The sequence below is a fragment of the Pseudonocardia sp. DSM 110487 genome, assembly GCF_019468565.1.
Classification (GTDB): domain Bacteria; phylum Actinomycetota; class Actinomycetes; order Mycobacteriales; family Pseudonocardiaceae; genus Pseudonocardia.
The window spans coordinates 6,737,467-6,755,325 of record NZ_CP080521.1; the positions used below are offsets into that span (position 1 = coordinate 6,737,467).

Annotated in this window: 22 protein-coding genes; 10 read left to right on the forward strand and 12 right to left on the reverse strand. The window is 71.9% G+C overall.

All coding sequences use genetic code 11. The annotated features are described in order from the left end of the window. Window positions 1-2: 2 nt before the first annotated feature. Together K1T35_RS49185 and K1T35_RS31425 are read left to right on the forward strand one after the other, a co-directional pair. Window positions 3-1,244: a DUF349 domain-containing protein gene (locus K1T35_RS49185; RefSeq protein WP_255620947.1), complete on the forward strand. Its 1,242-nt coding sequence runs from the start codon at window positions 3-5 to the stop codon at window positions 1,242-1,244. A 404-nt stretch (window positions 1,245-1,648) separates the two neighbouring features. Then, on the forward strand, window positions 1,649-2,536 hold the full coding sequence (locus K1T35_RS31425) for a DUF559 domain-containing protein (protein WP_220255400.1): 888 nt from the start codon (window positions 1,649-1,651) through the stop codon (window positions 2,534-2,536). Here the strand turns inward: K1T35_RS31425 and K1T35_RS49190 are convergent, their stop codons facing one another. The 3 genes from K1T35_RS49190 to miaB form a co-directional block, all read right to left on the reverse strand. Beyond that, window positions 2,537-2,665 carry a hypothetical protein gene (locus K1T35_RS49190; RefSeq protein ID WP_255620948.1) on the reverse strand — a complete coding sequence of 43 codons (129 nt, stop codon included), beginning with the start codon at window positions 2,663-2,665 and terminating at the stop codon, window positions 2,537-2,539. It abuts the gene before it with no gap. A 118-nt stretch (window positions 2,666-2,783) separates the two neighbouring features. Further along, window positions 2,784-3,266 (reverse strand): hypothetical protein, encoded by a 483-nt coding sequence (locus tag K1T35_RS31430; RefSeq protein ID WP_255620949.1) that lies wholly within the window; start codon window positions 3,264-3,266, stop codon window positions 2,784-2,786. Beyond that, on the reverse strand, window positions 3,263-4,735 hold the full coding sequence (gene miaB / locus K1T35_RS31435) for a tRNA (N6-isopentenyl adenosine(37)-C2)-methylthiotransferase MiaB (RefSeq protein ID WP_255620950.1): 1,473 nt from the start codon (window positions 4,733-4,735) through the stop codon (window positions 3,263-3,265). The genes K1T35_RS31430 and miaB overlap by 4 nt, the downstream gene beginning before the upstream one ends. 16 nt (window positions 4,736-4,751) lie before the next feature. Here miaB and K1T35_RS31440 point away from each other — a divergent pair, with 16 nt between their 5' ends. After that, window positions 4,752-5,762 (forward strand): TAXI family TRAP transporter solute-binding subunit, encoded by a 1,011-nt coding sequence (locus K1T35_RS31440; protein WP_255620951.1) that lies wholly within the window; start codon window positions 4,752-4,754, stop codon window positions 5,760-5,762. Here K1T35_RS31440 and K1T35_RS31445 read toward each other — a convergent pair. Continuing rightward, window positions 5,759-6,457: a TetR/AcrR family transcriptional regulator gene (locus K1T35_RS31445; protein ID WP_220255403.1), complete on the reverse strand. Its 699-nt coding sequence runs from the start codon at window positions 6,455-6,457 to the stop codon at window positions 5,759-5,761. The genes K1T35_RS31440 and K1T35_RS31445 overlap by 4 nt on opposite strands. 84 nt (window positions 6,458-6,541) lie before the next feature. Between K1T35_RS31445 and K1T35_RS49195 the strand changes: the two genes are divergently transcribed. Both K1T35_RS49195 and K1T35_RS31450 read left to right on the forward strand, forming a co-directional pair. Beyond that, complete coding sequence (locus K1T35_RS49195) at window positions 6,542-7,426, forward strand: hypothetical protein (protein WP_255620952.1); 885 nt, start codon at window positions 6,542-6,544, stop codon at window positions 7,424-7,426. Between the two features lie 67 nt (window positions 7,427-7,493). Then, window positions 7,494-7,895: an ABA4-like family protein gene (locus K1T35_RS31450; protein WP_370645525.1), complete on the forward strand. Its 402-nt coding sequence runs from the start codon at window positions 7,494-7,496 to the stop codon at window positions 7,893-7,895. Here K1T35_RS31450 and K1T35_RS31455 read toward each other — a convergent pair. Beyond that, window positions 7,873-9,312: a HAMP domain-containing sensor histidine kinase gene (locus tag K1T35_RS31455; RefSeq protein WP_220255405.1), complete on the reverse strand. Its 1,440-nt coding sequence runs from the start codon at window positions 9,310-9,312 to the stop codon at window positions 7,873-7,875. The genes K1T35_RS31450 and K1T35_RS31455 overlap by 23 nt on opposite strands. 2 nt (window positions 9,313-9,314) lie before the next feature. Next, a complete protein-coding gene (locus K1T35_RS31460) occupies window positions 9,315-9,998 on the reverse strand; it encodes a response regulator transcription factor (protein WP_220255406.1) in 684 nt (227 codons plus the stop codon). A gap of 133 nt (window positions 9,999-10,131) precedes the next feature. Between K1T35_RS31460 and K1T35_RS31465 the strand changes: the two genes are divergently transcribed. The 4 genes from K1T35_RS31465 (at window position 10,132) to K1T35_RS31480 (ending at window position 13,368) form a co-directional block, all read left to right on the forward strand. After that, window positions 10,132-10,860, forward strand: coding sequence for an amino acid ABC transporter ATP-binding protein (locus K1T35_RS31465; protein WP_220262975.1), 729 nt, complete (start codon window positions 10,132-10,134; stop codon window positions 10,858-10,860). Between the two features lie 33 nt (window positions 10,861-10,893). Continuing rightward, window positions 10,894-11,802, forward strand: coding sequence for a glutamate ABC transporter substrate-binding protein (locus tag K1T35_RS31470; protein ID WP_220255407.1), 909 nt, complete (start codon window positions 10,894-10,896; stop codon window positions 11,800-11,802). A gap of 73 nt (window positions 11,803-11,875) precedes the next feature. After that, complete coding sequence (locus tag K1T35_RS31475; protein WP_220262976.1) at window positions 11,876-12,523, forward strand: amino acid ABC transporter permease; 648 nt, start codon at window positions 11,876-11,878, stop codon at window positions 12,521-12,523. After that, window positions 12,520-13,368 carry an amino acid ABC transporter permease gene (locus K1T35_RS31480; RefSeq protein WP_220255408.1) on the forward strand — a complete coding sequence of 283 codons (849 nt, stop codon included), beginning with the start codon at window positions 12,520-12,522 and terminating at the stop codon, window positions 13,366-13,368. Before K1T35_RS31475 ends, K1T35_RS31480 begins: the two co-directional genes overlap by 4 nt. Window positions 13,369-13,453: 85 nt before the next feature. Here K1T35_RS31480 and K1T35_RS31485 read toward each other — a convergent pair whose 3' ends face one another. Then, window positions 13,454-15,412, reverse strand: coding sequence for a S9 family peptidase (locus K1T35_RS31485; protein ID WP_220255409.1), 1,959 nt, complete (start codon window positions 15,410-15,412; stop codon window positions 13,454-13,456). Between the two features lie 70 nt (window positions 15,413-15,482). Between K1T35_RS31485 and K1T35_RS31490 the strand changes: the two genes are divergently transcribed. Beyond that, the gene (locus K1T35_RS31490; protein WP_220255410.1) at window positions 15,483-15,761 is read left to right on the forward strand and encodes a hypothetical protein; all 279 of its coding nucleotides are present in this window, start codon (window positions 15,483-15,485) and stop codon (window positions 15,759-15,761) included. A gap of 34 nt (window positions 15,762-15,795) precedes the next feature. Here K1T35_RS31490 and K1T35_RS31495 read toward each other — a convergent pair whose 3' ends face one another. The 5 genes from K1T35_RS31495 to K1T35_RS31515 all read right to left on the reverse strand — a co-directional run bounded on the left by K1T35_RS31495 (window position 15,796) and on the right by K1T35_RS31515 (window position 17,858). Continuing rightward, window positions 15,796-16,116, reverse strand: a complete 321-nt coding sequence (locus tag K1T35_RS31495; protein WP_255620955.1) for a hypothetical protein — start codon at window positions 16,114-16,116, stop codon at window positions 15,796-15,798. Further along, window positions 16,113-16,586 (reverse strand): hypothetical protein, encoded by a 474-nt coding sequence (locus tag K1T35_RS31500; protein ID WP_220255411.1) that lies wholly within the window; start codon window positions 16,584-16,586, stop codon window positions 16,113-16,115. Before K1T35_RS31500 ends, K1T35_RS31495 begins: the two co-directional genes overlap by 4 nt. A gap of 93 nt (window positions 16,587-16,679) precedes the next feature. Continuing rightward, window positions 16,680-16,823: a hypothetical protein gene (locus K1T35_RS31505; RefSeq protein ID WP_220255412.1), complete on the reverse strand. Its 144-nt coding sequence runs from the start codon at window positions 16,821-16,823 to the stop codon at window positions 16,680-16,682. A gap of 4 nt (window positions 16,824-16,827) precedes the next feature. Then, window positions 16,828-17,379, reverse strand: coding sequence for a hypothetical protein (locus K1T35_RS31510; protein ID WP_220255413.1), 552 nt, complete (start codon window positions 17,377-17,379; stop codon window positions 16,828-16,830). Continuing rightward, entirely contained in the window at window positions 17,376-17,858 is a 483-nt protein-coding gene (locus K1T35_RS31515) for a hypothetical protein (RefSeq protein ID WP_220255414.1), read from the reverse strand. Before K1T35_RS31515 ends, K1T35_RS31510 begins: the two co-directional genes overlap by 4 nt. Between the last annotated feature and the right edge of the window lies 1 nt (window position 17,859).

Here is a 17,859-nt window from a genome sequence, read left to right on the forward strand (position 1 = left end):
ACGTGACGCACGCCACCGTCGCCCAGGCGAGTTCGGACCCGGGCCGCTGGGGCCGCGTCGACGCCGAGGGCACCATCTACGTCCGCACCGCCGACGGCGAGCGGGTCGTCGGATCGTGGCAGGCAGGTGAGCCGGAGGAGGGGCTCGCCCACTTCGCCCGCCGGTTCGACGACATGCTCACCGAGGTCGAGCTGCTCTCCACCCGGCTCGCGGCGGGCGGCGGCGACCCGAAGCACACGCTGACCAGCGCGAAGACGATCCGCGACGGGCTGGACGATGCCACCGTCGTCGGCGATCTCGTGGGCCTGCGCGCCCGCCTCGACGAGCTGGTGGCCGATGCGGAGGCCGCGGTGGGCGCCGCCCGCTCCGCCCGCGACGCGCAGCGCAGCGCGGCCGTTGCGCGCAAGGAGGCCCTCGTGGCCGAGGCAGAGACGCTCGCCGCGGAAGCCACGCAGTGGAAGCAGGCGGGCGACCGGTTCAAGTCGATCCTCGACGAGTGGCGCACGATCCGCGGCATCGACCGCAAGACCGACGAGCTGCTGTGGAAGCGGTTCTCGAAGGCCCGCGAGTCGTTCAACCGGCGCCGCGGCTCCCACTTCGCCGACCTCGACCGCCAGCGCGCCACGGCGAAGGCGCGCAAGGAGGAGTTGGCCCTCGAGGCGGAGAAGCTCGCCGACTCCGACGACTGGGGCCCCACTGCCGCGCGGTTCCGCGACCTGATGGCCGAGTGGAAGGCGGCGGGCCGCGCCCAGAAGGAGGCCGACGACACGCTGTGGCAGCGCTTCCGCACCGCCCAGGACGCGTTCTTCGCCCGGCGCTCCGACACGTTCGCCGAGCGTGACGCCGAGTTCGCGGCGAACGCCGATGCGAAGAAGGCCCTCCTCGTGGAGGCCGAGAAGATCGACGTCTCGGACCCGGCGGCGGCACGCGCCGCTCTGCGCGGGATCCAGGAGCGCTGGGAGGAGATCGGCAAGGTCCCGCGCGACGAGATCCGCCCCCTCGAGGCCCGCCTCCGCGCCGTCGAGGAGAAGGTTCGCGACGCGGCCAACCGCCAGTGGCAGCGCACCGACCCGGAGGCCGAGGCACGAGTGGCGCAGTTCCGCGAGCGGGTGGCCCAGTTCGAGGCCCAGGCAGAGAAGGCACGGGCCGCGGGCGACGCCCGCCGTGCTCAGCAGGCCGAGAGCCAGGCCGACCAGTGGCGCGAGTGGCTGGCGACGGCGGAGCAGGCGGTCCAACACCGCTGATCACCGGCTCGGTGCATGGACGGCCACATCCGGCCGTCCACGCACCGACCTGCCGATCACGTCACTGGCTCCCCGCCGAGCCAAGGCAAAGATCACCGCCTCGGTGCAACCCCGGCCACATTGGGCCGTCGAGGCACCCATCTGATGATCATGCCCGACCCGCCGCAGGCCAGTGCCGGCAAGATCATCGGACGGGCGCATCACCGGCCACATATGGCCGCTCAGGCACCAATCCGACGATCATGGCTACCGACGACAGCCGGCTTGGTGCCCGCCCAGACCGAGATCATCGCCTTGGTGCATCCGCGGCCGCATGTGGCCGCTCTTGCACCCGTCCGATGATCTCGGCCGCGAGTTCGGCGAAACGGCCACGCGGAGGCCGGTCCGCGCGCCACCCTGCGGGCATGACCATGCACCCGACGCTGCTGAGACTCCTCCAGGCCCAGGACGGCCTTGTCACCTCCGCACAGGCCGAGGAGCACGGGTTCCCGACGCGGACACTGCGCAGGCGCGCCCAGGACGACGGCTGGGAACGAGTGGCGCCTCGCGTGTACCTGGCCGGTGGGCGCGAGTACGGCGATCGCCCCCGCATCCGGGCGGCCTGGTTGTGGGCCGGCGACACCGGCGTGGTGTCCGGGCCCGCCGCGGCGTGGTGGCACGGGATGCTGGACCGAGGTCCGTCCGAGGTCACGGTCACCGTGCCGCGGCGCGTCGGCCTCCGGGGCTACCCGGGCGTCAGGGTGCGCAGACGGGACCTCGATCCTGACGACGTCACACATGCGAAGGGCATCCGGCTGACGGGTCACGCGCTCACGGCCCTCGAGACCGCGATCACGGTGCCGGACGGCTCGGCCTTCCTCGACCGCGCCCTGCAGAAGCACGTCCCGTTCCATGACGTGTACCTGGCCTACTGCCGCAACATGGGCGCCCGTGGCTTCGCCCGCGCCGCCGCACTGCTCACCGCCGCCGCCGACCGCGCGGACTCCGCAGCGGAACGGATCCTCGTCACGCTTCTCCGCGCGGCCGGGATCACCGGCTGGACGCCCGGACTCCCGTTCCAGCAGTGGAAGATCGACATCGGGTTCCCTGCGGAGCGGATCGCAATCGAGATCGACAGCTGGGCCTGGCACACCGACGTGCAGCGCTTCCGCACCGATCGCTTCAAAGGAAACGCCCTGGTCGGAGCCGGCTGGACCCTCCTGCGCTTCACATGGCACGACCTGACGAACCGCCCCGACTACGTCATCGCCCAGATCCGGGCCGCCCTGCACACGGCCGCCGCCACCGCATGATCACCGCCCGGGCGCATAGACGGCCGCATACGGCCAGCGAAGCACCCAACGGATGATCACGGGCACCACCCGGCCCGCCGCGCCCACGAAGATCACCAGATAGGTGCCCCCACGGCCGTATGTGGCCACCGAGGCACCCATCGGCTGATCACGGCCTCACCTCGGGCCGGCAGCACCATGAAGATCACCAGATCGGCACTGCCACGGCCACATACGGCCGCCCACGCACCCGTCTGGTGATCACACCTCAGCGGCGCGTTGCGATCCGCACCCAGGCGCCCGCCAGCACCAGCACGGCGAGCACCGCAAGCACCAGGCCGATGCCCGCCCCGGTGCCGCCCGCGGGCACCCCGACCTGCCGCGACCAGATCGCCCACACCCCGGTGACCACGGAGAACCCGCAGCCGACGGCCGCGAGCCAGGCCAGGCCGAACCAGCGCACGGCGAGCGCGAGCGCCGAGCAGACGAGACCGAACGCGAGCGACGTGCCCGCGAAGAGGGGCGGGAGCAGGCCGAGCGGGGCGAGGCCCGCGAGCACCTCCCAGCCCTGCACCGATCCGGTCCACGGCAGCATCAGCGAGCCGATCAGCACGAGCATCGCCACCGAGACGACGAGAGCCGAGGGGCCCGGGTCGATGCGGTGTTCGGCGCGCCGCTCCGCGCGGCGGAGCTCGGCGTCGAGGGCTGCGAGCTCGTCGGGCACCTTGCGTTCGTCTCCCTCGTCGGTCACCCGTTCACCCCGCAGGCGGGCGCGGCCGCCGCGGGTTGAACGGGGGGCGCACCGAAGCCCGGCAGGCCGAGCCCGGTGGCAGCACCACCGGGACGCGTGCCGGCCTCGTGGACGTCGCCCGCCCGCGTGCGCCGGTGGGTCAGGACCGGGCCGTCGGCCACCAGGTGGTGCGGCGCGCCGTAGCCAATCGCCACTTCCACCACATCGCCGGGCCGGATGGACAGGTCACCGGGGGCGAAGTGCACGAGCCTGCCGTCGCGGGCCCGGCCGCTCATCCGGCGGGTGGCGCCGTCCTTGCGCCCCTCCCCCGTGGAGACCAGCACCTCGACGACCCGGCCCTCGAGGGCCCGGTTCTGCTGCCAGGAGATCTCCTCCTGCAGCGCGACGAGTCGCTCGTAGCGCTCCTGGACGACGGCCTTCGGCTGCTGGTCGGGGAGCGTCGCGGCAGGGGTGCCGGGTCGTGGCGAGTACTGGAACGTGAACGCCTGCGCGAACCGGGCCTTCTCGACCACGTCGAGGGTGGCCTGGAAGTCCTCCTCGGTCTCGCCGGGGAAGCCGACGATGATGTCAGTGGAGATCGCGGCGTCGGGCAGCGACGCGCGCACCTCGTCGAGGATCGACAGGTACCGCGACGGGCGGTAGGAGCGGCGCATCCGGCGCAGCACGTCGTCGGAGCCGGACTGCAGCGGCATGTGCAGCTGCGGGCACACGTTGGGCGTCTCGGCCATCGCGGCGATGACGTCGGAGGTGAAGTCCCGGGGGTGCGGCGAGGTGAACCGCACCCGCTCGAGGCCATCGACGTCGCCGCAGGCCCGCAGCAGCTTCGCGAACGCGCCGCGGTCGCCGAACTCGACTCCGTAGGAGTTGACGTTCTGCCCGAGCAGGGTCACCTCCAGCACGCCGTCGGCGGCGAGCGCCTGCACCTCGGCGAGCACCTCGCCGGGGCGGCGGTCCTTCTCCTTGCCGCGCAGCGACGGGACGATGCAGAACGTGCACGTGTTGTTGCAGCCCACGGAGATCGACACCCAGCCCGCGTAGGCGGACTCGCGCCGCGCGGGCAGCGTCGAGGGGAACACCTCGAGGGACTCGGCGATCTCCACCTGGGCGGCCTGGTTGTGCCGGGCCCGCTCCAGCAACACGGGCAGCGCGTGCACGTTGTGGGTGCCGAACACGACGTCGACCCATGGCGCGCGCCGCACGATCTCCGCGCGGTCCTTCTGCGCGAGGCAGCCCCCGACGGCGATCTGCATGCCGGGCCGCCCGTCCTTCACCGGCCGCAGGTGACCGAGGTTGCCGTAGAGCCGGTTGTCGGCGTTCTCCCGCACCGCGCACGTGTTGAACACGACGACGTCGGCGTCCTCGGACGCGGACCGCTCGTAGCCCGCGGCCTCGAGCAGTCCGGCCATCCGCTCGGAGTCGTGCACGTTCATCTGACACCCGTAGGTGCGGATGGTGTAGCTGCGGCTCACAGAACGAGGGTAGGCCGTGGCCGCCCGGTCGACCGCACCGGCCGGGGCACGGCAGGATGCCCGCATGGTGGAGCGCCGCACGGTCCTGCGAGGCCTGCTGTCCGGCGCCGCAGCGCTCGGCGTGCTCGGGGTGCCGGGCTGTTCCTCGCGGTTCACGGGCGTCCGGCTCACGCTCGCGACCGGCGGTACCCAGGGCGTCTACTACAACCTCGGGAACGCGCTCGCCGACGCGTGGCACGCGCAGCTCGGCCTCGACGCCCGCCCCGCCGTTCTGTCCACGGCGGGATCGGTGGACAACCTGGAGAAGCTCGCGTCCCGCGCCGCAGACGTCGTGTTCAGCCAGGTCGACACGGCGGCCGACCAGCTCGCGAACACCCCCGCGGACGATCCTCGGTCGATGCGCGCCCTCGCCCGCATCTACGACGACGTCGTGCACGTCGTGGTACCCGCGTCGTCACCGGTCACGACGCTCGCCGGCCTGCGCGGCGCCCGGGTGTCCGTCGGCGCGCCCGACTCCGGCGTGCGGGTGATCGCCGAACGCCTGCTGGCCGCGGCCGGGCTCTCCCCCGCCACCGACTTCCAGGATCTGCAGCTCGGGATCAACGAGTCGGTCGAGAGCATGGCGAGCGGTGAGATCGACGCGTTCTTCTGGGTCGGCGGTCTGCCCACGCGGGGCGTCGACGCACTCTCGCAGACACTGCCCATCCGGCTGCTCAACCTGGAGGACCTGATCACGCCGGTGCGCGCCACCTACCCGGTGTACGCGGCGGGCACCGTGCCCGCGCAGACCTACGGCATCCCCGAGCCGATCACTACCCTGCTCGTGCGCAACTTCCTGATGGTCAGGGCGGACATGCCGGACGACGTGGCGAACGCGCTGGTCCAAGGCCTGTTCGCGGCCCAGGAGCAGCTCGCGGCGGTGAGCCCGGCGGCGCTCACGATCGACCTGCGGGCCGCGATCGGCACCCAGCCGGTGCCGCTGCATCCCGGCGCCGAGCAGTTCTTCCGGTCGGAGAAGGACCCCTAACCCGCGTCCTTGAGGGCGGCCAGCTCCGCGGCCGTGCGCCTGATCATGCCGCGAAACAGGTCCTCGCCATGGTCGTTCATCGGGGCGAGGTGGCCGACGAGCTCGAGCATCACGAGCCCGTGCATCTGAGCGCGCAGCTCGTAGAACAGGGCCAGTGCGCCGAGTGGCAGTGGCACCTTCGTCGTGTCGACCTCGGCGAGCCGCTCGGTACCGGGCTGCAGGGGCACCCGTGCGAGCTGCTCGGCGCTCCACCCGTCGAACACCACCTCGAGGAACGGCTCGGCCAGGCTCACCGACGCGCTGATCACCTCCTCGCGCGACGGCGGCTCGTACCCGGGCACCGGAGTGCCGTAGAGCAGCAGGAACGCCGGACGGTTGGCCAGTGCCCAGTGCCGGTAGGCGTTGGATGCCGCGAACAGCCGCTCTGCGTGTGGACGGCCGCGGGTGGCCACCGCGGCGTCCATCACCGAGGCGGCGAGCGCACGGTGCCCGTCGATCACCAGCGCGGTGAGCAGCTCGTCGCGGCTGTCGAAGTAGTGGTAGAGCGACTGCACCGTCATCCCGACGGCCCGCGCGACGCCCCGCAGCGACAGCCCGCCGGGACCGCCCTCGGCCAACTGCTCGAGCGCGGCGGCCTTGATCTCGCGCACGGTCTCGGCCCGTCGCCGGTCCCGCACGGATCCTTCAACTAACACCGACAGTTCTCCTTGACACTGTTAGACAACCGGACGCATACTGGCGCCGCTCGAAGAGACTAACACTGTCAGGCAGGAGCGGTGATGCGCACAGTTCTCGCGGACGCCCGGCGCGGGCATCCGGGCCTCTACGGGTTGACGATCGCGATGGCGGCCCTCGCGCTCGGGACCGCGGTTCTCGCGGTGTTCGACCAGCGCGAGCTGCTCGGAGCACAGCTCTGGTTCAAGCCCCTCAAGTTCTCCATCTCGATCGCGCTCTATGGGGCAGCACTGGCGTGGATGCTCTCCCGGCTGCCGCAACGGGGGATGTGGCGCGCCGGCTGGATCATCACCGCCGGCGCCGTGCTCGAAATGGTGATCATCGTCGGGCAGGCGGCGCGTGGCGTGCGCAGCCACTTCAACGACGACAGCGTGTTCGACGCGGCGCTCTACTCGATCATGGGAGCGACGATCACCGTGGTCTGGCTCGCGACCGTCGCCATCGCACTGCGGTTCCTCCGCGAGCGCTCCGCCGACCGCGTGACGGCCTCGGCGGTGCGGCTCGGGCTCCTCGTCGGGCTGGCCGGTATGGCCATCGGATTCCTGATCTCCGCCAACGGCGGGCACGCCGTCGGCGTGCCGGACGGCGGACCCGGCCTGTTCCTCGTCGGATGGAGCACCACCGGCGGCGACCTGCGGATCGGGCACTTCGTCGGCATGCACGCGCTGCAGCTGCTTCCGCTCGTCGCCGCCGGTCTCGCGGCACTGGGCCATGACCGGCTCGACGAGGCCAGCGGGCTCCGCATCGTCCGGATCGCCGCGGCCGGCTATGCCGGGCTCGTCGTGCTGGTCACCTGGCAGGCGATGCGCGGGCAGCCGCTGCTCGCGCCCGACGCCGTCACGCTCGCCGCCCTCGGCGCCCTGCTGCTGGGCACCGGCGTTGCGCTCGCGGGCGCGCTGCGCCGCTCCCCCGTCCCCACTACCGCCTGAGGTACCCGTGGATCCCCAGCTGCTGTTCTCGCTCACGTTCCCGCTCGCGGCGCCGTTCTGGGCGCTGATGATCCTCGCCCCCGGCTGGTCGGTGACGCGCCGGATCATCGGCTCGCCGCTGATCGTCGTGCCGCCGATGCTCGTCTACGCGGCGCTGGTGCTGCCGCAGTTCGCCACCGTGTTCGCGGCGGTCGCCTCGCCAGAGCTCCTCGGCGTCGCGGCACTGCTCGGGACGCCGCTGGGCGCCGCGGCCGGATGGGCCCACTTCATCGCGTTCGACCTGTTCGTGGGCCGATTCATCTACCTCGACAGCCGGGAGCGCGGCATCCATCCGCTGGTCGCCGCCCCGGTACTGGTGCTGACGATCCTGCTGGCTCCGCTGGGGCTGCTCGCGCACCTGTTGCTGCGCGCGGTGCTCCCCCACCGCCGGCTGCAGCAAGGTGGCCTTACTGCGACCCAGCTGCAGTAAGGCCACCTTCCTGCAACTCGGGGTCATCGGCGCGCTCCCCGGGGGCCGACGGGAACCTCGCCACCACCCGCAACCCACCGCCGGACGGCAGCTCGAGCGCCAGCTCTCCGCCCGCAACTTCCAGGGTGCGCGCGGCGATCGCGAGGCCGAGCCCCGAGCCCTCGGTGTTCCGCTGGGCCGGGCTGCGCCAGAACCGGCTGGTGGCCCGCTCGAGCTCCTCGGGAGCCATCCCGGGCCCCGTGTCGCGCACGGCGATCTCCACGCGCCCGTCGACGGAGGCGGTGCGCACGGAGATCGCGCTCCCCGGTGGGGCGAACTTGACCGCGTTGTCCAGCACGGCGTCCAGGACGGTCTCGATCGCGCCTGCGGGCCCCACCACCTGCAGGCCCGTCACGCCACCACGGACCAGCTGCAGATCCATGTGCTCGGCGAGCGGGCGCCACGCGTCGAGGCGGTCCTCCACGCCCGCGTCGACGTCGGCGACGACCGGGGGCGCGGTGCGCTCCGCCCGCGCGAGCGCCAGCAGCCCGTCGAGCAGCATGGACAGCCGCTCGGCCTCCTCCAGTGCGGCGGCGTGGTCCTCGGCCGCTGCCGTATCGACGTGCCCGTCGAGGTTGGACAGGCGGAGACGCAGCGCAGTGAGCGGGTTGCGCAGCTGGTGGCTCGCGTCGGCGACGAACGCCCGCTGGGCGGCGTAGGCCTGCGCCACGGTCTCGGCCATCCGGTCGAACGACACCGACAGCCGCCGCAGCTCGGGCGGCCCCGAACCGTCGGCCATCGGCTCCGGGTCGGCCCCGGCCAGCACGGCGGTGGCAACCCGGCCGGTGCCCTCGTCGAGGCGCCGGACCGGGCGCAGGATCCAGCGGACGATCGGCAGCGCCACGACGACGCCCATCGCCAGCGCGGCCAGACCCGCCGCGACGACGAGCGACCACACCCGCAGCTCCTCGGTGCGCAGCGCGTCGGTCGAGGAGATGGTGACGGCAGCTCCGCGCACCTCGGTGTCCACCAGCACCGGCTCCGCGAGCACCAGCGGGCGCTCGTCCCACGGCAGGATCAGCGGATACACCTCGGAACGACGGTTGGCGAGCGCGAGCTCCACCCGCTCCCGCGCGTCCCCGTCGAGGACCGGCGGGGGCTGCCGCGACGACGCCACGAGCCGGCCGTCCTCGTCCAGGACGAGAACCGCCACCCCGTAGACGGCGTCGTACCGTTCGAGCTCGGTGGCGAGCCCCGTGGTGTCGGCCTGCGTGATGGGCCGCTCCGCGAGCGAGGCGTAGAAGATCGTGTCGGTGAGGCGGTCGCTGAACATCGCGAGCTGCCGGGCCTGGGCATAGGACAGCGCCAAGGGCACACCCAGCCCGGCGGCGAGCAGCCCCACCAGGAACAGCACGATCACCAGCAGGCGGGCGGCCATGGCTATTCCGAACTCGCGGCGTTGGGGTTGCCGAGCCGGTACCCCACGCCACGGACGGTCTGCACGAACTCCGGCTTGCCGAGTTTGGTGCGCAGCGTGGCGACGTGCACGTCGAGCGTGCGGTTGGCGCCCGCCCACGACCGCCCCCACACCTCGGCGACGATGCGGCTGCGGGTGCACACCGCCCCGCCCGCGGTCGCGAGCAACGCGAGCACCTGGAACTCCTTGCGCGTCAGGTTGACCGGCCTGCCACCGACGGTCACCGCGTGTTTGTGCAGGTCGACCCGCACGCCGTCGATCTCGATCACGTCGTCGGACCCGCTCGGCGTCGCGAGCCTGCGGCGCCGGTACACCGCGTGCACCCTGGCGACGAGCTCGCCGATGTCGTAAGGCTTCACGAGGTAGTCGTCGGCGCCCGAGTGCAGGCCGAGGATGCGGTCGTCCACTTCGCCCCTTGCCGACACGACGATCACCGGTACGTCGCTCACCCCGCGAATCGCCCGGCACACGTCGACCCCATCGACATCGGGCAGACCGAGGTCGAGCAGCACGATGTCGACGCCGGCCAGCTGGTCCTCCGCTCCCCTGCCGATGGCCACCCGCGTGGTCGTCATGCCGTGCCGATGCAGGGCTGGACGCAACGCGGCCGCCACCCGATCGTCGTCCTCGACCAGCAGGATGTGCACGTTCCCACCCTTCCCAACCACCACAGGCGTTATCGGAGCGCAACCCTATGGGTTGCTCAAGGTGCTGGACTGGACCCAGCGCCGCGCCCTAGCTTCCCGCCATGCCCGGAGGCCCCGCATGACCCCTACGCCCATGATCCGGATCGCGTCCGTCGACAAGCACTTCGGCGAGCTGCACGTCCTGCGTGACATCAACCTGGAAGTCGCGGCCGGACAGGTCGTCGTAGTACTCGGCCCGTCCGGGTCGGGCAAGTCCACGCTGTGTCGCACGATCAACCGGCTCGAGCCGATCGACAGCGGCGTCATCGAGATCGACGGGCAGGCGCTGCCCGCGGAGGGCAAGGCCCTCGCCGCCCTGCGCGCTGACGTCGGAATGGTCTTCCAGAGCTTCAACCTCTTCGCGCACAAGACGATCCTCGAGAACGTCACCCTCGCCCCGCTGAAGGTGCGCAAGGCCGACAAGGCCACCGCCGAGAAGGAAGGCATCGCCCTTCTCGAGCGGGTCGGCATCGCCAACCAGCGCGACAAGTACCCGGCCCAGCTCTCCGGCGGCCAGCAGCAGCGCGCCGCGATCGCCCGCGCGCTCGCCATGAAGCCGAAGGTCATGCTCTTCGACGAGCCCACCTCCGCCCTCGACCCCGAGATGGTCCAAGAGGTGCTCGACGTGATGACCACCCTCGCCAAGGAGGGCATGACGATGCTCGTGGTCACCCACGAGATGGGCTTCGCCCGCCGCGCCGCCAACCGCGTCGTCTTCATGTCCGACGGCGAGATCGTCGAGGATGCGCCACCCGACACGTTCTTCTCGAACCCCACTTCCGCCCGCGCCAAGGACTTCCTCGGCAAGATCCTCACGCACTGACAGTCCCCTAACCACGACTGGAGTCCAGTTCTCATGAAGATGCGCACCCTTGCGGTGGGCCTGATGGTCAGCGCACTGGCCCTCAGCGCCTGTGGGCGAGAAGGCAGCCCCACAGCCCCAGCCGCGCCCGGCGGCGAACCCGCCGCCGAGCTCAGCTACCCCGTCGCCGAGAACGTCCAGGTCGCCGGCTCGCCTGTGTTCCAGGCCATGACCCAGCGCGACCGCGTCGTCATCGGCGTCAAGGAGGACCAGCCAGGACTGGGCTTCAAGGACGCCACCACCGGCGAGTTCTCCGGCTTCGACATCGAGATCGCGCGCATGGTCGCTGCAGGGCTCGGCTTCGGTCCTGACCAGATCGACTACAAGTCGATTCCCTCGGCAGCTCGCGAGGACTCCATCTCCCGCGGCGACGTGGACTACTACGTCGGCACTTACACCATCAACGACAAGCGCAAGCAGCTGATCTCCTTCGCCGGCCCGTACTTCCAGGCCGGCCAGAGCATCCTCGTGCGCGCCGACGAGACCGCGATCACCGGCCCGCAGACCCTGAAGGGCAAGAAGGTCTGCTCCGCCTCCGGCTCCACCCCGATTCAGCGGGTGCGCGACCAGGGGCTCACCGAGCCGGAGAACATCGTCGAGTTCCAGACCTACACCCAGTGCGTCGACCAGCTGCTCACCAACCAGGTCGACGCCGTCACGACCGACGACGCCATCCTCGCCGGCTACGCCTCCCAGCAGCCCGACGAGCTGAAGCTCGTCGGCGAGCCCTTCTCCGAGGAGCCCTACGGCATCGGCCTCAACAAGGACGACTCCGCGCTCCGCAACAAGATCAACGACCTCCTGGCGGCCGCCGAGTCCGACGGCACCTGGCAGAAGATCTACGACAACACCCTTGGCCTGTCCGGCACCCCGGCCAGCCCGCCCCAGCTCGAGCGGTACTGAGCTCACGGGTGGGGCCCGCGCATACGCGTGGGCCCCACCCGGCCGCGCCCCGTCCCACTGAGGAGTGACCGCCCTGAACGTTCTGCTGGAGAACCTCGACCTCTACGGGTCGGCGTTCCTCGAGACCATCCGGCTGTTCGTGATCGCCGCGATCGGGTCACTGGTGCTCGGCACGCTACTGGCCGCGATGCGGGTCAGCCCCGTGCCGGCGCTGCGCTGGTTCGGATCGACCTACGTCAACGTCTTCCGCAACACGCCGGCCACACTGGTGCTGTTCTTCTTCGCCTTCGCCTACCCGCGGCTGGAGATCCTGGATCTCTCCTTCTTCGCACGGGCGGCCACCGGCCTGATCCTCTACACGGCCGCGTTCGTGTGCGAGGTGGTCCGTTCAGGCATCAACACCGTACCCGTCGGGCAGGCCGAGGCCTCCCGAGCTCTCGGGTTCACGTTCACCCTGACCCTGTCGCAGATCATCCTGCCTCAGGCGATCCGCTCGGTCGTCCCGCCGCTGTCCAGCGTGGAGATCGCACTGCTGAAGAACACCACGATCGCCTCGGGCTTCTCGGTGTTCCAAGCCGGCTCGATCTACCAGACCCTCAACGAGCAGGGCTACAGCACGTTCATCGGCCTGCTGTGGGTCGCACTGGGCTTCATCATCCTGGTGACCCCGCTGGTGCTGTTGCAGCGCCGCCTCGAGAAGCGCTGGAGCGTGTCCCGATGACCGCCGTCCTGTTCGACGTTCCAGGGCCCCGCGCCCGCGCCCGCTATCAGCTGGCCGCGGTCGTGGGCGGGCTCGTCGTGGTCGCGATCCTGGCGTTCGTCCTGTTCCGCTTCGCCCAGAGCGGCCTCTTCACCGCCGAACAGTGGGACTGGATCACCTACGAGCGAATCCAGCTCACCCTGCTCCAGGGCCTCCTCGCCACCCTGCGCGCCTTCGCGGTCGGCGCCGTGCTCGCCCTGGTGTTCGGCGCCGTGTTCGCCACGGCACGGCTCTCCGACCACGCGTGGATCCGCAACCCAGCAGCGGCGATCGTGGAGTTCTTCCGCGCCATCCCGTTGCTGATCCTGATGTTCCTGTTGTACTTCGGGATGGGCATCAACGCGTTCTGGGCCGTGGTGCTGGGGCTCATGCTCTACAACGGCTCAGTGCTCGCCGAAGTGTTCCGGGCGGGGATCCTCTCCGTACCGCGGGGCCAGAGCGAGGCCGCCTACGGCCTCGGCATGCGCAAGACCCAGGTGATGACGGCGGTGCTGTTGCCGCAGGCCCTCACCGCGATGCTGCCGACGATCATCAGCCAGCTGGTGGTGCTGCTCAAGGACTCCGCGCTGGGCTTCATCATCCAGTACGAGGAGCTGCTCTTCGTGGGCCGCCAGCTCGGCAGCCAGCTCCAGCTCGACGCGCCGATCATCCCCGTGGCGATCGTCATCGCGTTCATCTACATCACGATGTGCCTCCTGCTGTCCGCCGGGGCCAACCGGGCGGAGCGGTGGAGCCGCCGCCGCGGCCACACCTCGGCGGAGATCGCGCACGCCGACGTGACGGACACCCGCGCGGGTGCCGCCTGACCAGCGCGTCCTGTACGAACGAACGGCCCGTTCATCCGCATCCAGCGGATGAGCGGGCCGTTCGGTTCTGGCGGCCGCCAGGACGTTATCCCAGGTTCTCCACCACCACCGGCTCGATCCCCTCCTCCGCCGGCAGGTTGAACCCGAGCACCTGGGCGTAGAAGCTCAGCTCGGAGTCCAGCGCCCTGCGGATGTTCTCCGCCCGCCGGAACCCGTGCTGCTCGCCCTCGAACAGCAGGTATGCCACCGGCGTGCCGCGTGCGCGGAGGGCGTCGACGATCATCTCGCTCTGGTTGGGCGGGACGACCTCGTCCTCCGCGCCCTGTAGCACGATCAGCGGGCGGGTGAAGCGCTCGACGTGGTGGATCGGCGAGCGCTCCACGTAGACGTCGCGGGCCTGCGGGTACGGGCCGACGAGGCGGTCGAGGTAGCGGCTCTCGAACTTGTGGGTGTCGGCGGCGAGCGCCTCGAGGTCGGCCACGCCGAAGTGGTCAGCGCCCGCCGCGAACGGGGTGTCGTCCCTGGCAAGGGCGGCGAGCGTGGTGAACCCGCCCGCCGAGCCGCCCCGGATGCACAGCCGGTCGCCGTCGACCCTGCCCTGCTCGGCGAGTCGCCGAGCCGCCGCGAGGCAGTCGGCGACGTCGATCACGCCCCACTCACCCAGCAGCTCCTGTCGATAGGCGCGCCCGTATCCGGTGGAGCCGCCGTAGTCGACGTCGACGACTGCGAAGCCGCGACTCGTCCAGTACTGCACGCCGACGTTCAGCACGGGCGTCGCCGCCGACGTCGGTCCGCCGTGGATCTGCACCAGTAGCGGCGGGAGCTCGCCCTCCGGGCCGCGCGAGCCCGCCGATGCGGGCGGGTAGAACTGCGCGTGCGCCTTGCGCGGCGCACCCGAACCGTCCACCGAGTCGAACGTGATGTGCTCGGGCACCGAGATCTGGGCCGGCTCCAGGCCGAGGTCGCGCGGCGGACGCAGCGTCTCGACCGCGGACGTCGTGACATCGACCCGGTGCACGCCGGGCTCGGCGCCGGGGCTGCCCGCGACCACCACCACCGTGTCCGGTCCGGCCGCGCGCACGGCCGCGATCGCCGAGAACGGCACCTCCAGGTCGGCGACCGTGCCGTCGGTCTGCCGGACCGCGAGCCCGTCGCGGCCCTGACGCCACCGCCCGAACACGATCCGGCCGTCGGCGAGCCGTACGTAGCGGGCCGAGCCGAACACCCACGCGGGCTCACCGATCTCCGCGTCGAGGCGCACGACCGGCACGATGTCGGCGCCGGGGGTCCAGCGGTAGAGGTTCCACCAGTCCGTGCGGTCGGACAGGAAGAGCAGCGATCCGTCCAGCTCGAAGCGCGGCTCCAGGACCGACTCCCCCGGTCCGCCGGCCACCACCGTCTCCTCGCCCGACTCCAGGTCGCGGACGATGAGCTGGGTGTCGTCCCACGGCATCGACGGGTGGTTCCACTGCAACCAGGCCAGCGTGGTGCCGTCCGGGCTCAGCCGGGGAGCGGCCACGAAGTCCGGGCCACTGACGAGCACCTCGGGCTCCGAGAGGCGATCCGCCGCGAGCCGGACCACCTCGTTGCGCACGTCGGCCGCCGACGGTCCGGTGTGGCGCTCCCGGACGCAGACGATCGTGGTGGCGTCCGCGGCGACGTCGCCGTCGGCGTAGCGGTCCGCTCGCGGGGCCGCCGGTTCAAGGGTGATCGGCTCCGGCTCGCCCCCTGGGGCCAGCCGGTACAGGCGCTGGTCGGCCCAGTCGGCGAACCACACGACGCCGTCCCGCACCCACCAGGCCGCACCGCCGTACTCGTGCACCGCCGTACGCGCGTTCCGGCCGTCCGGCAGCAGGTCGGCGGTGGCGCCGTCGGGGGTGCGGCGCACCAGCTGCGTACGGCCGCCCTCGGCGGGCCGCCCCTCGGCCCACACCACGTCGGCGCCGTCGACCCGCACCTCGCCCAGCCGCACCGCCGCGGCCGTGACCAGCTCGGACGTGATCGGGGTGGGCCACGACCCGTAGGGCCGCTCGGAGATCGTCACGCCGACACGCTAGCGGGCACTGGACCCGCGTAGCGTGGGCGGCACCGGACGCCGACCGAGAGGAGCCGCCGTGACCGAGCCGTCGAAGGAGCGGACGCCGGAGCCGATCGAGGCCGAGATCGTGCCGGACGCCACCCCTCCGGCCCCGCCCGCGCCCGACTACGACGAGCACGGCGTGCCGAGCCTCGACCACCTGCGCGACAAGATCGAGAGCCGCTACGCCACCTCGCTGGGGATGACCGAGCTGGCGGAGGGCACCGCCGCCGGGCGGAGTGTGGAGGAGCAGGAGGCCGAGCGGGCTGCGAAGGCGAAGGCGAAGCTGGAGGAGCTGCGTCGATCGCTCGGCTGACAACGAGCGACCGCGGCCCCGGCCAGGCGCCGATCTAGCGGCGACGCACGCGCAAGGCCATCCACAGCAGGCCGAGGGCCTCACACAGCGCCCGCGGCCGCACGACCGGCAGCACCCCGAGCGCCCCGGTCAGGCCCGGCCACCAGCGCACCGATCCGTCCGGCCGGGCGGTGCCGAGGGCGGGCCTGCGGCAGGCCAGCACGGTCGGGGGCAGGGTGGGGTGCTGCGTCGCCAGCCGGGGGTCCCGGCATGAGCGCACCGTGACGGGCACCCGGAGCAGGTCGGGGAGCTCGCGCGCGATCTGAGAGCAGCTCGGGCAGGACACATCAGCCACGACGACGACGGCGGCGATCACGGACGGAGCATCGCAACCACGAGCGCACCGGTGCAGGTCAGGGCCAGCAGCGGCCGAACGATCCGCTCGGCGCTCGCCCACACGGCCGTCCACGACCCGTCGTCGCTCCACGCGTTCGACAGCAGCGGCATCGCGAGCCTGCCGAGCGCGAACCCGCCGGCCAGGGCGAACGCGGCCGGGAGCGGGACGACCAGCAGTACGGCCGCGAGCACGAGGTGCGGCAACGCCGACGGCGAGTAGGTGCGCATCCCCGTTCCCATCTCGAACCCGAACTGCAGCGCGCCCCACCGGCGCAGGTGTTGCACGTCCTCCGGCACGAGTCGCGCGTTCTGCGGCACGGGGAACCGCACGAGCCCGACCTCCCGGAGCAGGACCGGCACGGCGACCAGCGCGAACAGCGCATACCGCGCGGGAGCGGGCAGCAGCACCTGGGGCAGCGCCCCCACCGCGCCCGCCACGAACGTCACCACCAGGGCACCCAGCAGCAGGCCGGTGCCGAAGAACCGGACAACGGGCTCGTCGCGCCAGACCGACGCGCTCAGCAGGAACGCCGAGTTGTGGCTTCAAGTGCTGCCGGAGTTGGCGAACCCCGCCGCGGCGCCCGCGACGAGCAGGAGCGCCACCCCACCCGTCTTCCCGGCCGCCACCGCTACCACCACCAGTGCCACGGCCGCCGTGACCGGATGCAGCGCCCAGCGGATCGTCACCGGTTCACCCGCGCAGGATCGGGGCGCCGCTGCCCTCTGGCAGCTGGCAGGCCGCGATCGTGATGCCGGTGTAGGTGTCGCCGCTGGCGAACACGACGTCGGTGATCGCGTCCGAGCAGCGGTAGCCCTTCCACCGCCACGCGTTCTTGCCCTCACACTCGGTGGCGAGCCGGGTGCTCTCCATCTCCTCGCCGTTGATCTCGTAGAAGCCCTCGCGGTGGTACCCGCTCGCGCAGGGGTGGCTGCCCCGACGCCACCCGCCGTAACAGACGGCCGGCGCGTCGTCGAACGGCCAGTTGTTGGCCTCCTCGGCGTAGGACGCGGGCTCGCAGCTGGTGTGCTCGGCGCGGTTCACGCCGGCGGGCACCGCCGCGGCCGTCCGGCGCTCGAGGTACCAGTCGAGCGGCACGAGTGCGGCTGCCGTCGCCCCGATCACGAGCCCACGCAGGACCGCCCGTCGCGACGGTCGGATCGACCGCAGTCGCGCCACCACGACGCTCGGGAGCGCGCCGGGAGGCGGCGCGGAGGTGCGCGGGATGTCGTCGAGTCGAGTCATGCAAGGCTCCCCACGCGGAACAGGGCGGGCAGGTCCGCGTCGGCGTCCACGAAGCTGCGCTGCACGACCGTGCCTGCGGCGTCGAGCTGCAGGACGGTGGGCGCATAGCCCTCGAACAGCTCGGCCCGCGCGGCCGGGTCGCTGATGAGCTCCGCCCCGGGGTGCGCCGCGAAGGCGTCGGACCGGTCGACGAGCGCGACGACCCGCACCCCGGTGTCGGTGATGTCGGCGAGGGCGTCCCACACGGCGTGACACAGCGCGCAGTCGGCGTCCAGCACCGCCACGAAACCGGCTCGCTGGCCGGGACCGGGACGGACCGACGGCGGTGCCGCCCTGCCGACGACGGCGGCATATCCCGAGAGGCCGATCTCGCGGGCGGCCTCCAGCGCGCGCACCCGCGCGTACACGGCTACGAGCGCGACGAGCGCGAACGCGGCGACGAGCAGCGCGAGCAGCGCCACGGCCATCTGTGCCGACATG

What these genes read in the sequence shown, in the direction of transcription:
- K1T35_RS31425 (WP_220255400.1), top strand. Translation starts at nt 1,649, where the DNA reads ATGACCATGCACCCGACGCTGCTGAGACTCCTCCAGGCCCAGGACGGC.
- K1T35_RS31455 (WP_220255405.1), bottom strand. Translation starts at nt 9,312, where the DNA reads ATGGCCGCCCGCCTGCTGGTGATCGTGCTGTTCCTGGTGGGGCTGCTC.
- K1T35_RS31515 (WP_220255414.1), bottom strand. Translation starts at nt 17,858, where the DNA reads ATGTCGGCACAGATGGCCGTGGCGCTGCTCGCGCTGCTCGTCGCCGCG.
- K1T35_RS31510 (WP_220255413.1), bottom strand. Translation starts at nt 17,379, where the DNA reads ATGACTCGACTCGACGACATCCCGCGCACCTCCGCGCCGCCTCCCGGC.
- K1T35_RS31450 (WP_370645525.1), top strand. Translation starts at nt 7,494, where the DNA reads ATGATCCTCGCCCCCGGCTGGTCGGTGACGCGCCGGATCATCGGCTCG.
- K1T35_RS31465 (WP_220262975.1), top strand. Translation starts at nt 10,132, where the DNA reads ATGATCCGGATCGCGTCCGTCGACAAGCACTTCGGCGAGCTGCACGTC.
- K1T35_RS31480 (WP_220255408.1), top strand. Translation starts at nt 12,520, where the DNA reads ATGACCGCCGTCCTGTTCGACGTTCCAGGGCCCCGCGCCCGCGCCCGC.
- K1T35_RS49195 (WP_255620952.1), top strand. Translation starts at nt 6,542, where the DNA reads ATGCGCACAGTTCTCGCGGACGCCCGGCGCGGGCATCCGGGCCTCTAC.
- K1T35_RS31470 (WP_220255407.1), top strand. Translation starts at nt 10,894, where the DNA reads ATGAAGATGCGCACCCTTGCGGTGGGCCTGATGGTCAGCGCACTGGCC.